This window comes from Microcoleus vaginatus HSN003, assembly GCF_022701255.1.
GTDB lineage: Bacteria > Cyanobacteriota > Cyanobacteriia > Cyanobacteriales > Microcoleaceae > Microcoleus > Microcoleus vaginatus_B.
Genome location: NZ_CP031705.1, coordinates 4,341,445 through 4,357,079 on the forward strand (window position 1 = coordinate 4,341,445; position 15,635 = coordinate 4,357,079).

Consider the following 15,635-nt stretch of genomic DNA (forward strand, 5'->3'; position numbering starts at 1 on the left):
AGATCGGTTTAAATTGTCAGTATCATCTCAAGGCAAGGGTGCAAAATGGCAGATATCAACGGCACGATGATGCAATATTTCCACTGGTACATTCCCGATCGAGGAACCCTGTGGGATGAGGTGAAAAATCAAGCGAAAGAATTGGCTGATGCGGGTTTTACCGCACTGTGGCTGCCGCCAGCTTACAAAGGAATTGGTGGCAAAAGCGACGTTGGATATGGGGTTTACGACTTATTTGATTTGGGAGAATTCGACCAAAAAGGTTCAATTCGCACCAAATATGGTACTAAGCAGCAATATGTGGAGGCGATCGCAGCCCTGCACAAATCTCAGATCCAAGTATATGCCGATGTAGTTATCAACCACAAAATTGGTGCAGATACAGCAGAGATATTTAAGGCAACTCCTTATCCTCAAAACAATCGGCTAAATCCCAAAGGTGGATTGCAAGAAATCAAAAGCTACACCCATTTTAACTTTCCCGGACGCCAAGGTAAATATTCCCAATTTGAATGGCACTGGTGGCATTTTGACGCAGTAGACTACAACGAATACAATAAAGACGATCGCAGCACAGTCTATTTGGTAGAAGGGAGAATTTTTGATGACTATGTTGCCCTAGAAAATGGCAATTTTGCATATCTGATGGGGTGCGATCTGGATTTTCAGGATCAAGGGGTACGAGATGAAATTATACGCTGGGGTAAGTGGTATCTCGACACAACAGGTGCCGACGGTTTCCGTTTAGATGCAATCAAGCACATATCGTCTTGGTTTTTTCCGGAATGGTTGGATGAAATGGAGCGATATGTTGGCAAAGATTTGTTTGTTGTCGGTGAGTATTGGGCACCAAATATCGATATCCTGCACTGGTATGTCGGTTCAGTTAAGGGCAAAATGTCAGTTTTTGATGTGCCGCTGCATTACAACTTTCATTACGCCAGCCAACAGGGCGGTAACTACGATATGCGCCGCATCTTAGACGGTACAATGATGCAGCAGCAACCGGCTCATGCAGTAACGTTTGTCGAAAACCACGACTCCCAACCGCTGCAAGCACTTGAATCTGTGGTAGAACCCTGGTTTAAACCTCTTGCTTATGCGATTATTCTATTGCGAAGAGAAGGTTATCCCTGCGTTTTCTACGGCGATTATTACGGTGCAGAATATGAAGATTGGGGGCGTGATGGCAATCGGTATAAGATTGTTAGGCCGTCTCATCGATCGCTAATTGACAAGTTTCTCCATGCTCGCAAACACTTCGCCTACGGCCCTCAATATGACTATTTCGATCATTGGAATACCATTGGCTGGACGAGATTGGGCAACGGGAAGCATCCACAAGCAATGGCAGTAATTATGAGTGACGGCCCGGAGGGTTTCAAGTGGATGGAAGTTGGTAAACCTCATGCTAAGTTTGTGGATTTAACAGGGCATATTCAGGAACCTGTTTCTACTAACGAGTGGGGGTGGGGCGAGTTTCGCTGTCAAGGCGGTTCAGTATCCGTGTGGGTTCAGGAAAAAGATTAGTTGCCAGTAATCTGATTTTCTATCTGTAAGGTGCGCCGAAACGCACCCTACAAAAATTAATAAGGTGCGCCGAAACGCACCCTACAAAAATTAATTAATCACCACTACCGGTTTGCAGCGACTCTTCAGAAACTTGCGTCCACTCTGAGTGGAAGAATTCGCCACGCGGTTTGTCGGTGCGTTCGTAGGTGTGAGCCCCAAAATAATCCCGCTGAGCTTGCGTGAGGTTTTGTGGCAATCGAGCGCGCCGGTAGCTGTCGAAATAGTCTAGCGAGGCGCTAAATGCTGGCACTGCAATCCCCAGTTGGCAAGCAGTAGCTAACACGTCTCGCCAAGCCGATTGGCGATCGAGAATGCTCTGTTTGAACTCCGGCGCTAACAGCAAATTCGGCAGATCGGGATCGTCATTGAAAGCTGTTTTAATCTTGTCCAAAAATCCAGCCCGAATAATACAGCCACCCTTCCAAATTCGGGAAATTTCGCTCAAACTTAAGTCATAGTTGTACGACTTCGATGCCGCGCTCAAAAGTGCCATGCCTTGCGCGTAGGAGCAAATCTTCGAGCAGTAAAGCGCATCCCGAACTTTGTTCACAAACTCTTTAGTATCGCCTTCGTACTTGCCACTAGGCCCCGTCAGTTCTGCGGAAGCTCTGACGCGCTCGTCTTTGTAAGAAGACATGATTCTCGCATTCACAGCAGCGATAATTGTGGGAATGCTCACGCCCAATTCCAAAGCACTCATTACAGTCCAGCGGCCGGTACCTTTTTGGCCCGCTGCGTCCATAATTACCTCAACTAAAGGTTGCTTAGTTTCCGGGTCGTTGTACTTGAAAATGTTAGCCGTAATTTCAATCAAAAACGAGTTGAGTTCGTCTGTGGTATTCCATTCGGCAAAAACTTCCTGCAACTGCTGGCCCTCCAATCCGGCAACGTTTTTGAGCAAATCGTAGGCTTCAGCAATGAGCTGCATATCCCCGTACTCAATGCCGTTGTGAACCATTTTCACGTAGTGGCCGGCGCCACCAGGGCCGATGAATGTGACGCAGGGGCCATCATCTACTTGAGCCGCAATTTTGATGAGAATTGGCTCTAGTAGGCCGTAAGCAGTGCGGGTGCCACCGGGCATCATGCTAGCACCGTTGAGCGCGCCTTCTTCGCCGCCGCTGATGCCCATGCCGACAAATCCCAGTCCCATCGATTCTAAATCTTTGGTGCGGCGTTCGGTGTCGTCGTAGAGCGAGTTGCCGCCGTCAATAATCATGTCGCCCGGTGACAGCATGGGTTTGAGCTGGTCGATGACTGCATCTACGGGTTTCCCAGCTTGCACCATGACTAAGATTCTGCGCGGGGTTTCTAGGACATCGACGAATTCTGTCAGAGTCTTGGCGGCTACAATGTTTTTGCCGGGGGCGCGTTTGGCCATGAATTCGTCGGTTTTAGCTGCTGTGCGGTTGTATACAGCCACGGAGAAGCCTCTGCTTTCGACGTTGAGCGCGAGGTTCTCGCCCATCACTGCTAGACCGATTAAACCAAAATTTTGCTTTGTCATGCTAATAACCCGCTGGTTGTTCCCGCTTGAGGATTGATTTGCGAGAGAGGAAAGCGAGGCGGGGTGTACCGCTTTCCGGTGGACTAAAAGTATCGGACAATAGACCTATGAAGTTTAAGCTAACATCTTGCACCATTGTGAATCAGTCTTTCACGGGCGGGCAGGATGCCCACCGCACAAGAAAATTTACTCTTTGCTTCACAGGCATCTTGCGTGTTGTCGATCGTGGTGCAAGATGTCAGTTTAAGTGTATTTTTATATTCTAAAAATTGATGTTTGGTGAATCAGTAGGGTTTTTTTAAGATTTAAGCGATATTAATGACGCGGGTAGGTGATGATAAGGCAGGTATTATGTCGATCGCGGTAACGGTAGATACAAACAAGCGGACATTTTAAGGAAAATTGAGGAGACTGTTGTAACTATGGAAGATTTGCAGTATCTCGCGGCCTGGGTGAAGGAGCAACACGCTCGCGAGTATATTTTGACTTGGCTACTGAGTCAACAGGGGCTGTGGTGGTCTGATGGGGATATTTATCAGGCCGTTTTGCAAAAGTCGGGAAAGCTTTTGAAAGCTTATGTTCAAAAAAGGCAAGCGGGAGAGTTATTTGAGGGAATTTCTGAGAAGTTGGTGGGAGATGATAATTGGGATGATTTGGTGCTGAGTTTAGGGCGAATTGTTGCTGTTTATCAAGAGGAATTGCTGAAGCTGCAAGAGCGAGATCGCAAGGGGGATGGGCTAAAAAAAAATTTGATTAGCCAACCGTTGAGTGGGGATGCTTTGTCGCTTTTGGAAGTGCAGCAAGCTTTGCCCGATCCTTATGCGGATACGTTGACGGGGAGATAATTTGCGATCGACTTTTCGGAGGCACAAGAATCTCAGAAACCGGGTTTCTTCCTATATCTCTCGTACTCAACCAAAACTTGTCGTAGAAACCCGGTTTCTCGCCACGCAGTGAATCCCAAAAACCGGGTTTCTTCCTATATCTCTCGTACTCAACCAAAAAATGTCGCAGAAACCCGGTTTCTCGCCAGCCAACTAAAGAAAATGGATCGATATTCAAGGATTGAGAATAGGTGTAATATCTAGAAGAAATCCGGGAAGTACATCTTCACCCGAAAGTGTAGGCGGTTGGTCAAAAGAGAAATTAATAACTTCTGCTACCTCTTCAGACAACCGATAGATTTCTACTAAAGGCGTTTGCGGGTCAATTAGCCAACCTAAGCGACAGCCGTTAGTTCGATAATACCGCATTTTAGCCCGCAATGTTTCTAGGGAATCACTTTGCGATCGCAATTCTATTACAAAGTCCGGGCACAGGGGAGGAAATTTGCGCTTATCTTCTGCGGATAATGCTTCCCAACGTTCTAGGAGTACCCAAGCAGCATCAGGGGAACGCTTCGCACCGTTGGGTAATTGAAAGACAGTGGAAGAGTCAAAGACTTTTCCCAATCGAGTCTGACGATTCCACAAATTTAGGTCTGTAGTCAAATCGGAATTTCTGATGCCGCTTTCGCCGCCTGTTGGAGGCATAATAATTAGTTCTCCTTCGGGGGTTTGTTCTAATCGCCACTCTTCATTAGCGATGGACAATTGATAAAATTGTTCGTCGGTTAAAGCGACGGCGGCAGGTAGGTTGAGAGTTATAGTTTCCATCGTTGATATTATCGCCAACTAGGTTGGTTTTATTATAGCTCGCACTTTCTGACAATTTTCTCAAAAAGATCGCATTCAACAGTAAAACAGCTATCTCTGCTGTACCTCGAAGGCTAGATCCCCCTAAATCCCCCTTAAGAAGGGGGACTTTGAATCGAACTTTTATCCCCTCGTTAAGAAGCGGGAATTTGTATTTGACTTTTGTCTCCCCCTTTTTAAGGGGGACTAGGGGGGATCGAGACTTTGCCACAAAACAAATGAGATTAATCTATCATAAATCTATCTCGCACAATCATCCCAGAAACCGGGTTTCTTCCGATATTTCTCGTACTCAACTGAAAATTGTCGCAGAAACTCGGTTTCTCGCCACCTAACGAGAGAAATTAGATCGCAAATCCGCGATAATTTATCACAATCACCCGCGCCAAATTCCCCACGCTAACCCACAAGTCCGCCGGGGGTTTTCAACCCCCGTCTCATAGCAAAAGTCCTCTCAAAGAGGACTGAAAGACACATTTTTGAACAAGCATTGCAATATCTCCCCAGTCGGTTTCAACCGACTTTCGCTATGAGACAGGGGTTTTAACCCCTGGCGGATTGTTTGTTTCACTCTAAATATAGCTGCTAGCTTGACGGGTGAACATCGAGCAGTAAATTCCGTTTGATGCTATCAATTCGTCGTGAGTTCCTATTTCTGCTATTTTACCGTTTTCCATGACGGCGATGCGATCGGCAATTTTTGCTAATCCCAATCTGTGACTGATGACTATTGTTGTTTTCCCGGCGGCTATGTGGCGAAAGATGCTGTAAATTTCGTGTTCTGTCTTGGGGTCGAGGGCGGCGGTTGGTTCGTCAAAAATTAGCACTTCGGCTGTAGAAAGCCGCATTAAGGCGCGGGCGATCGCAATTCTTTGCCACTGTCCCCCCGATAAGTCGATGCCGTCTTCTAATTGTTTTCCCAACGGAGTCTCTAAACCTGCGGAAAGACTATTGACTTTTGCGCTAATTCCTGCTTCGGAAATAGCTTCATTAATTGCGGTGTCATCCGACAGTGAAAGCAAGTCGCCGAAACCGACGTTTTCGCGGACTGTGGAGGGGAAACGGGCGTAATCTTGCATAACGACGGCGATGCGCGATCGCACGTATGCTAGAGAGTACGATCGCAAATCTTTGCCATTCCAGTCGATCGTACCACTTGTCGGGTCGTACAGGCGGCCGAGGAGTTTGCCAAGGGTTGTTTTACCCGCGCCATTTTCACCGACAAGCACTAGCATTTCCCCCGGATTAATCGTTAAGTTGATATCTTCAACCGTGCTTTTATTGCTACCGGGATAGCAGAAAGATAGATGCTTAATTTCGATGCCAATTTTATCTTTTGTGGGGCGGAAATCTTGCCCGCCATCTGGTAAACTAGGCAGGCGAGATGCCACATCAACAAGCGGAGACTGCAATTCTGGTTTGAGTTCCAAAAGTTGAAAAATCGGACTAACGCCGAGGGAAATATCGTACAAATTAGTATAATTGCCAATCAGTAATTGCAAACTTTGCTCCACCTGGACAATCAAACCCGAATAAAGCGCCAAATCCCCCAAGGTATAGCGCCCTCCCAAAGCTCCCATTACCACATAAACAAATGGCAAAGCTACTCCTACTCTACTAAACACTGACCAGAAAAGTACAACAATTGCTCCTTTTTTTCGGATGCGTTGCATCTCGCTAAAAAACTGCACAAACTGACTTTGCCAGCGTTTGAGCCAAAGTTCCTGCAAGCCAAACAAACGCAATTCTTTAGCGTATTCTTCCCCGGTCAATACTCTAGCGGATAAGTTCATCTCGCGGCTGATTTTAGCTTGCTTTCTTTGAACTCTCCAGATGATTCTGCTATATTTTCTTTGAATGTAAATTGAGGGAGATGATGAGATTAACATTAGGACTGGCACCCACCAAGCTATGGTAGCAGCAAGGCTAATAGATGGAATAAATATAAAAATTCCCGTGATGGTCATGCTGAGGGTAAATGCTAGTTGCTGTATTTTGGAGACTCCGGTTTTTGCGAGTTCTACTATATTTAATAGTTCCGGGTTTTCAAACAGGGCAATATCGTCGAAATTGGCGACTTTTTCCAGGACTTTTCCTTCGACAAAGCCTTGAACGCGATCGCGCAGGGATGTGGCGGCAAAGGAGCTCATTGTTTCGAGAGAGTCGCCGATTAACTTGAGACTTAAGACTCCCCCAATACTCCACAGCAATATTGGCCGGGAAAGCATCAAAGCAAAAGGCTGTGCTGTTTGGGTTTGCGACAGCAACCGAGATACTTCATCAATGATTAATTTATCTAAAAATAGCACGGCAGATGGGGCGGCACCGCGAATAATGTTGAGTAATATTAAATTGCGGAGTTCTATTGGTGCGGCTTTGATTATCAGGCCGAGGCTGCGCCACAAAGCTTGGAATGTGGTAATTTGGATGGGTTGCATTATTTGTGGGTAGGTGTCGGGTGTAGTCATCCCCGGACGATATATTGTAACAAAGGAAATCCTACGTTGTCAGTAGTAATTTTTCTATTCACTTCTGTCAGGAAGACCAAGGCGCTGATATAGTTCTTTTTGCTTAGGATAGAGGAAAGAATCTTTAAAAGTTTTGCGAGTTTGTGAAGTCAACTCCTCTAACACTCTCTTAAAACTTTTGTGTTTTAAATCTTGAAGCACTTGAGATAAATGAATGCCCGCTGCTAGATGAGGCTGCAAAAGTTCTAGCTCACCAATTGAGAGTATTTGCCAATCTAGATTGACGATTTCTTGCTTTTTCAATAACTCATTTATGTGAGCGCGAAAATCATCACTATTAATTAAATACATCTCTTCAAGAGTAACTAACACTGGCATAAATCTGCTGCAGTCATGAAATTCATCTAGATTACTTGCTCCGGCTTGGCAGGCTTTGATAAAGGTATCAATTTGTATTAAACCTTTTATGACTTGTTTCAAACTATCATTGATCGCCTCTTCAGATGAGAGAGTTTGAGCAGGTAATTTAAATTTGGTTGCTTTACACTCCAAAACTATCGCTACACTACCATCAATAATTGCATAATCAGGAGATTGGGATTTTATATGATTACCAAGGTCGCGTATATCAATAAATTTTTCTGAATTAATAGAGTTATTTAAGATGAGTTTTAAATACTCTTCTAAAACATATCCAAAATAATCAGAAAACTTGTTTGTAAAATTATTAAATAGTTGATAATATATACCAATAGACATTTTATCATCAATTAAACCAGGCACTGGAGCGCACATAAATTCTTGTCCCAAATTCCCAAAACCCTTACTTTTGCAAGGAAATACTAGGGGATATGTCCGCAGAGGATTAAAATCATACATTCTAAATCTACGATCGGTGTTTTTACGCTTGTCATACAAGGTTGTAATTTTAACTTTATCGCCTGCTAACTGGTGAACGACCTGAGAGATAGCTTTATCATCAGGAAGACTAAGACCTTGAGAGCGCAGTTTTTCAAACCCGTTTAAGGAGAACGAAAAATTATTTCTTGCAAATGCAGATGCTGCGAATCCAATATTGATAAATTCATATATAGAGACTCCATTAAGAATTAAAAATTCTTTTTGTATATCGAATTCTGGAATACCTGCCTTACCTACTAAACTATTTGGAATTTCATGGTAAAGTAAGATAGGTCTTGAAAATTGACTGAATTCACTCACCTCAAATGGAAATTGGCTACAGGCTAATCTCAACATCACAAAAGCCGGATTAGAACCCATAAAATTATTCTCTAACTCTTGGTCAAAGGTTATAGGATCGGCTAGTAAGTAATCAGAAACAAGTCTTATAATTGTATTAATGTTTAGTGATTTAAAGTTTTGGCTTGCTATGCTAGGCAACGAAAATCTAACAGCAAATAGGGCAACTCCCGCAGCTATAAAGGGACGCAAGCTATCTTTTCTTTCATAGACAGAGTACAAAACATCACCTAGCCTGAATTTGCTAATTTTCTGACGAATCTTGAGCTCAAGTTTATCTAAATCATCTAAGGTGTTAATTTCCATTTTTTTAGTTTTGCTGTACTTGCTGATTAATTCGATGGCACCACAATGGAATCACAGACGATCGCCCTTTCTATCTCAAACTCTACCAGATCGAGCGATCGCCCTGAATGCCACCATAGCATAAACCGCTTTATGCCAAAGTTATCCAAATGTCAAACGCCGCGCCGTACCATCATCTGTAAATCGCTGTTCGCCAACGCCAACAACTTCCACAATAACTTCGCGTTCAGAAATCGAAAATTGACCCTCGCGCGCGGCAATTTCAACGATGATTTTTTCCTCTTCCAAATACACTTTGTAATTAGTCGTTGCCCAGACACCTTGTTCATGTTCAAAACTGTGTCCGTCGTCCTCATAAAGCGTCCATTCACCGCTTCCGGGCCAAATTCGCATTTTTAATGACTCAACCGGTTCTTCGCTGACAAATTGCCTCACAGGTTCCATCGCAATTATGCCGCCGCCCCGCACGTAAAGCGGCATTCTCTCCAAAGGTGCATAAGCTAAAATGTGCGTCGGGCCCTGATAGCATTCGCCCGTCCACCAATCGTACCAAGTACCCTCGGGCAAATACACGGCGCGGTGTTCAACACCCGGCCGGTAAACAGGTGCAGCCATCAGCGACGGGCCGAGCAATACTTGATCGTAAAGATGATAAGTTGCCCGATCGCGCGGAAATTGATATAGTAACGGTCGCAAAATCGGTGTTCCCGTCGTCGCAGCTTCCCAAAACAACGTGTAAATATAAGGCAACAACTGATAGCGCAAATTCATGTATTCGCGGCAAATCTTCTCAGTGCGATCGCCAAAAACCCACGGTTCGTGCTGCGCCGTACTAATCGCCGAATGACCGCGCATCAAGGGATACAGCATTCCCACCTGCATCCACCGCGCGAACATTTCGGCGGTTGCATTCTCCGCAAAACCCCCGATGTCGCAACCGACAAACGCCACGCCGGAAAGCCCCATATTGCAAAGCATTGGTAGCGACATTTCTAAGTATTCCCACTGCGATTGATTGTCGCCCATCCATACCGAGGAGTAACGCTGAACGCCCGCAAAACCCGATCGCGTCAGCACAAAAGATCGTTCGCCCGAGCGCACTTTTTGCAACCCTTCCGAACAAGCTTTCGCCATCATTAAACCATACAAATTGTGCGTTTCCGCGTGGGTGGCGCCCTCGGATTCCGGGCCTTGCGGTGCATCCAGCGGAAACCAGACGTGTTGGTGGCCGTCGCCAAAAGGCCGTTCTGCGATCGAAGGTTCGTTCATGTCGTTCCAAATCCCCGCAACCCCCATATCTGTAAGGTTTTTGTGCAATTCGCCCCACCACTGGCGCACCTCTGGCCGCAGGAAGTCTGGAAACACCGCTTTTTCGGGCCAAACGTAACCGTGGAATAGCCTTCCCTCTGCGGTGCGGACGAAATAGTCATTCTCCACACCCTGATCGAATACTTCATAATCTCCTTCCGGTTCGTACTTGACACCGGGATCGACAATCGTGACAACCTTAAAACCGGCTGCTTTCAAGTCTGCGAGCAGTTTCGCGGGATCGGGGAAACGCTTCGGGCTCCAGGTAAAAATGCGGTAGCCGTGCATATAGTCGATGTCGAGGTGGATGACATCGCAGGGAATCGCCCGATCGCGAAATTCCTTCGCCAACTCCCGCACAACGTCTTCGGAGTCGTAGCTCCAGCGGCATTGGTGGTATCCCAGCGCCCATTTTGGCGGAAGCGGCATCCGACCGGTTAACTGCGTGTAGGTGGCGAGAATTTGGGCGGGTTCCGGGCCGTAAATGATGTAGTAATCGAGTTCCGGGCCTCTGGTTTCCATCCGCAAAACTCCCGGTTGTTCGGCGCCGATGTCGAATCGACTCCAAAATGTAGTGTTGAAAAAGATGCCGTAAGCGCGATCGGGATTCAGGGCGATGTAAAATGGGATCGCCTGGTACATTTCATCGCTGAGGGAATTGTAGTCAAGCGCGTCTATTGTCCAGTGTGTCTTGACTTCGGAGAGTTTGTCGAGAAAGCCGGTGCGTTGTCCGAAACCGTAGAAGTGTTCGTCTGCTTCGATGCGTTTCCAAGCTGCGGTTGCGTCGGTGCGCCATCCCATACTGGGATCGCAGTCGCTAGCAAAGGGTTTTCCCGATTTGTCAAAGCATTCGACGGAAGCGCTATCGCGCTTGACTGAAATCGTTATTTGCGCTGTTTCAATTTCTATTTTTTCGTCTGTTTCTCGCACTTCAAATGGTGTGATTTCCCACTCTTCGTCAGGGACAGTTATTGATTGCGATCGGCTTTTGAATTCACCTGTCGGGGACATTCGCACTCTGATTAAATTCGGCGCGAGGATGCTGAGGTTTAGGGAAGTTTCACCGCAATTAAAGTGAAAGGTGCGATCGGTTTTATTTATGGATTCTACCGAACCGATTGTTGACCAAGGCTGTTCGGTTTTTTGAAGTTTTCCGAAGTATTGCGGCATATACGATTTGGTAATTGGTAATTGGCAATTGGTAAACCGATCGTGCTATCCGCACTTGACTACCGTCATCTAGCTAAAGGAGGAATATAACTTGTCAGGATTTCAAGTAAATGAACAAATGCCGTAAAATATACTTCAGCCCTACCGGGGCTAGCCGAATAAGCTACTATAAAAAATCAAACAAGTATCAATAAACCCAGTCAAAAATAACTGACACCTTGCACCCTTCTCAATCAGGCTTTATGAACAGGCAAGATGCCTGTCTCACAAGAAAATTTAGTCTTTGTGGAACAGGCATCTTGCCTGTTCTTGATAACGCCAGATGCCTGTTCCACAAGAAAAATTAGTCTTTGTGGAACAGGCATCTTGCCTGTTCTTGATAACGGTGCAAGATGTCAGAAATAACTTAAATCCACTACTATATCGATCGCGCGATTGCTTACCACAACTCCTACGGGATAGCGATTAAATAACTATAGGAATGCTCGCATTAAGTGTGAACTCTTCTCTTCCTTCGCCTCTTCGCGGTTCATTATATGCGGCAAAAAACAAAGTGGAGCTTTCGCTGCACACTTACGAAATCTCCACTTTTATCACTATTCTAGTGGGTGCAAAAACCCTGTTGTCTTCACTCCATTTTACTTGTACAAAACAGCATCTTTCAAAGTAGCGATCTTAGCTAGCGCTTTATCAAGGTCCTCTTGGGACGCGCCGTGGGCAATGATGGCATCGGTCAAATGGTTCACAATTGCATCAAAGTGTTCAGGCTGTAAATTCAAACCTGCGTGTGCTTTCTCCATTGAACGGCCTGAGTATTGCTGGGAGCCGCCAAGGGCATAAGAGATAAAAGCAGTTTGATGGCGGCGCTGCTTTTCCATATCTGTATGATCGAAGAAATAGCTCACTATCTCGTCAGCCAAAACATCGCGGTAAAAATCATCAACCATCTCTTTAATGGCTGACTCTCCACCCATTTTTTCGTACAATGTTGTTGGCATATCGTTTCAGCGAGTTGTTGTTTTTACTTACTCTTTAATTATAGCTGGCAGCTTGGCTTTTTTCGGCTCTGTGAAATATTAATATAATCGCAAATAATTACTTAGTAACTGTTGCGACTGGTGGTATTTTTTAGACCACCCTCTATTTGTCAACTTTATTAACGTTCTATCGCCAGTTAGATATTGTCGATCGCCTTCCCAGCATTTTGACCTAATTCACGGAGTGCTTGTTTTAGCAAGATGTTTGCGACCAAGCCCCAACACGCATCTGTTTTCCAGCTAGCAAACTCAAGAAATTAGTGATAAACCAGATGCCGGATGCGCTCCCGGAAATTAGGCTCGCCCCTGCAATTCCACAAGTTAAAATAAATGGGCGATCGGCTGCTGAGCGGCATCATGTATAATGGAATTGCAAATATAATCGACTCACGACAACGATCGCCTGTATACTGATATTCTGCCGTTGCTAGTGGGTTGCGACACTTCCGGGCGATCGCCCGCAGTTAAGAAAAACCTTTGATTTAAGTACGCGGACTTAAATCAACATTATGATATCCTCCGCCAGGAACGAAGCAATCCCAAGTCTGAGCGATTGCTGCATTTCTATCTGCTGTTTCCTTAAAATTTGATGATTTTTGAGTGCCTTGAAATACTATAGCCAACATCCTAACGCTTTCTCGATCGACTACCTCAACGACTTGCGAGGAGCAATTCTAGCCTCCCCTTATCTAGCCATCAACAACCTCAATCGCGATTTCATTGGCACAAAAGGGTTTTCCGTAGTGTTTCAACGTTCGGAAATCGCCGAAGTAGAACGGCGGTTCCCTTTGTTCAAACCCTATCTAGACCAAGCATTACAGCCTGAATGCAATGCTTTTTACCTCAACCCTTTGTTGCTGGGTGAAGGTTCCCGCGTCGATCCGCATATCGATCGATCTTTGCGATCGTACTGCAAAACTGTTGAACCTCCCGCAGCCGTCAGCGTTTTGTACGTACAAGTACCGCCAAACTTGCAAGGGGGAGAGTTGATACTGCGGCGCAACAAACAGCAAGTCGGGCAAATTAAGCCGCAAGCCAACTCGCTGATCTATTTTCAAGGAGATTTGACTCACTCTGTCAACGCTGTTAAAAGTACCGGAACTCGTTTGAGTTTGGTTTGCGAACAGTACAGCTTGAGCGAAACAGAACTGCAAGATATTCCAGGATTCACAGTAGAGTCTAGGGCCGTGAAAGCAAAAATTAAGTAAGGTTTATTCGCTCCTGGGTGGGGTCGCTTTCACTTGGGTTTACGGTAAACTTAAGGCTCAATCTAAATTGGGACTTTTGAGCATTTCCATCAACTTCCGCTTGCGACTGTGTACTTGCATCAGTTGAGAACGATAAGCAGACCACTGAAGATTTTGCCCACTGTGTAAATAGGCAGCGCGGGCTTTTTCCAACCACTTAATCGCAAGAGTGTACTCGCTTGATTTCCCTTGATCCATAATCGATGCAGCACGCCGACAAGCATTGGCGATTACCCAATCGGGGCTGTGGCTGATAGCAGCCCCCATTACTCGGTGAATCAGTGCTGAGTCGTAATAACTCAAGCCATCAGCAAGGGCGATCGCATCTTCAATCATTCCCTCATCCAGAAAAATATCAACCTTCGCCTCAGTAAAATTCCAACTTTCATTACTTTTCAGAGTTGCTAACAAATCTGCTTTCAAAGTTGACCAACTATCTCTTGCTAACTCCTTCACTAAACTATAATCGCTAAAAGACGGTTTGATTTTAAATATCTGGATTCTAGCATTTAACGCAAGTTCGTCTTCGCCCAACTCAACAGCCAACTCACTCATCGAGATTGCCAGTTGGTAATGGCAATGACCTGACAAATTTAACCCAGCTTGGCAAATTTTCAGAGCTTGTTCTAAGGCTCCCTGTTGTTTTAAAGTTTGAACGAGAGCCAAAGCATCTTCCGCTGATTGCATCTGGGTAGCAGCAGCTTCCACTGCTTCTTCTACTCTCCCCAAACGAGTTAACATCGTCAAGTATTGTTGAGTACAACCTTCTGCTTGGGCTAAGTATAAGTATTCTCGATCGCGTTCCTGGCGATCGAGGATTTGCAAGCGGATTAATGTTAAGTCCTTAGCACAGTCTGGTGCGTCACCAGCCCACACTCCTGACCCAGTAATGTTTCCTTCAAGTACCTGTTGGAGTAGGGGGTCGTCCCAACCTTGGTGTAAAGCTTCCAAGCTCATGCTGAAATCACAATCCCATTCATCTTGCCAAGCTTCTAACATCACCTGGAGATCGATCTCTTCTTCAGCAGTTAGTTGAGCCGTCAAAATGGCTTCTGTCCAAGCTTCATTCAAAGCGTTAGCTATCTCAGAATTGTCAGCGCCAAACTCTTCTACATCATTCCAATCTTCAACGCAGGCTGTGGTGATGGCTTCTAAAATTACTAAGGCGTTGTTGCCATCTCCCTGTGCGCTGAATTCCTGGGCTCGCTGAATTACATCTAAAAGTTCTTCTGTAATCGGGTCTTCCTCCCATCCATCCTCCAAATACCTCACAGCCTCTCGCAAAATTCGTCGTACTTGGTGCCGAAAGGGAGCAGGATCGATGGAGGTGTGGCGGGGTGCTTTGGTAGGTTGGTTTGAAGGTGCAGGAATAGCACTTAAGTTAATGTATCGTTCGATATCATCAATGAGTGATGGTTCTTTTTTTACTAAATGCTGTATTAATTGCTGGGTTTGTACATCGTTGAGGCGATCGAGCAATTGTTCCAGTGTCGGGCCCTGCTCAATTATTTCTGGTTGCCGCATACACAATAACAGCGTCGCAACAATGTGTTTACACCACCCACCGTTATCGTAAGCACAAGTGCAGAATAATGTAGATGCTAATCCGGCATCATCAAAGGGCAGGGTAACACGGTAGGGTTCTACTTCGGAACCCTCCACTACTGCTTGCACCATATTGCCACGCCGGACTGCCCTAGTAACATTGCCCGCTAAATAGTAAGCTTCACCCCGCTTGAGGGATTGGGCAGAGGTGTGAAGCTCGATGGTTGTTTCACTGAGTTTAGGAATGGGCATGAGACTATGCCTCAGCAATTAAAGGATTAGACTCGATTTTACCTGAGAAATACACTTGCTCTACAATTTAATTGCGTCCCGATTTGAGGTTTCCATAAATTTTAATAATCTGTAAAAAAACCCGGTTTCTCCACACCCGTGCCTAAGTGCTGTCTCTGTCTAACTACCAAAATCGGAATAATAGCCAAACTTTTGATGAGTAACAGCCCATACAGCTAGTTTAGCGGGACAACCTCAGCTTAAGATTCCCACAAACAGCGAACAACCCC

11 protein-coding genes are annotated in these 15,635 nt (G+C 45.5%); 4 read left to right on the forward strand and 7 right to left on the reverse strand.

Annotated features, from left to right (window positions below; genetic code table 11):
• Positions 1-45: 45 nt before the first annotated feature.
• A complete protein-coding gene (locus D0A37_RS18830; RefSeq protein WP_242716617.1) occupies positions 46-1,530 on the forward strand; it encodes an alpha-amylase in 1,485 nt (494 codons plus the stop codon).
• A 94-nt stretch (positions 1,531-1,624) separates the two neighbouring features.
• Here D0A37_RS18830 and gnd read toward each other — a convergent pair whose 3' ends face one another.
• Positions 1,625-3,079, reverse strand: a complete 1,455-nt coding sequence (gene gnd, locus D0A37_RS18835) for a decarboxylating NADP(+)-dependent phosphogluconate dehydrogenase (RefSeq protein WP_242716619.1) — start codon at positions 3,077-3,079, stop codon at positions 1,625-1,627.
• A gap of 422 nt (positions 3,080-3,501) precedes the next feature.
• Between gnd and D0A37_RS18840 the strand changes: the two genes are divergently transcribed.
• Positions 3,502-3,924, forward strand: coding sequence for a hypothetical protein (locus D0A37_RS18840; protein ID WP_242716621.1), 423 nt, complete (start codon positions 3,502-3,504; stop codon positions 3,922-3,924).
• Between the two features lie 213 nt (positions 3,925-4,137).
• Here the strand turns inward: D0A37_RS18840 and D0A37_RS18845 are convergent, their stop codons facing one another.
• From D0A37_RS18845 to D0A37_RS18860, 4 genes are all read right to left on the reverse strand, one after another.
• A complete protein-coding gene (locus D0A37_RS18845; RefSeq protein WP_242716623.1) occupies positions 4,138-4,734 on the reverse strand; it encodes a Uma2 family endonuclease in 597 nt (198 codons plus the stop codon).
• A gap of 611 nt (positions 4,735-5,345) precedes the next feature.
• Complete coding sequence (locus D0A37_RS18850; RefSeq protein ID WP_242716625.1) at positions 5,346-7,211, reverse strand: ABC transporter ATP-binding protein; 1,866 nt, start codon at positions 7,209-7,211, stop codon at positions 5,346-5,348.
• Between the two features lie 84 nt (positions 7,212-7,295).
• Entirely contained in the window at positions 7,296-8,807 is a 1,512-nt protein-coding gene (locus D0A37_RS18855) for a hypothetical protein (protein WP_242716627.1), read from the reverse strand.
• A gap of 141 nt (positions 8,808-8,948) precedes the next feature.
• Positions 8,949-11,285: a glycoside hydrolase family 31 protein gene (locus tag D0A37_RS18860; protein WP_242716628.1), complete on the reverse strand. Its 2,337-nt coding sequence runs from the start codon at positions 11,283-11,285 to the stop codon at positions 8,949-8,951.
• A 255-nt stretch (positions 11,286-11,540) separates the two neighbouring features.
• Between D0A37_RS18860 and D0A37_RS18865 the strand changes: the two genes are divergently transcribed.
• Positions 11,541-11,690, forward strand: coding sequence for a hypothetical protein (locus D0A37_RS18865; protein WP_242716630.1), 150 nt, complete (start codon positions 11,541-11,543; stop codon positions 11,688-11,690).
• 233 nt (positions 11,691-11,923) lie between these two features.
• Here the strand turns inward: D0A37_RS18865 and D0A37_RS18870 are convergent, their stop codons facing one another.
• A complete protein-coding gene (locus tag D0A37_RS18870; RefSeq protein ID WP_242716633.1) occupies positions 11,924-12,283 on the reverse strand; it encodes a group I truncated hemoglobin in 360 nt (119 codons plus the stop codon).
• A gap of 635 nt (positions 12,284-12,918) precedes the next feature.
• Here D0A37_RS18870 and D0A37_RS18875 point away from each other — a divergent pair.
• Positions 12,919-13,530: a 2OG-Fe(II) oxygenase gene (locus D0A37_RS18875; RefSeq protein ID WP_015176299.1), complete on the forward strand. Its 612-nt coding sequence runs from the start codon at positions 12,919-12,921 to the stop codon at positions 13,528-13,530.
• Between the two features lie 57 nt (positions 13,531-13,587).
• Here D0A37_RS18875 and D0A37_RS18880 read toward each other — a convergent pair whose 3' ends face one another.
• Positions 13,588-15,366 carry an SWIM zinc finger family protein gene (locus D0A37_RS18880; RefSeq protein WP_242716635.1) on the reverse strand — a complete coding sequence of 593 codons (1,779 nt, stop codon included), beginning with the start codon at positions 15,364-15,366 and terminating at the stop codon, positions 13,588-13,590.
• Positions 15,367-15,635: the final 269 nt, after the last annotated feature.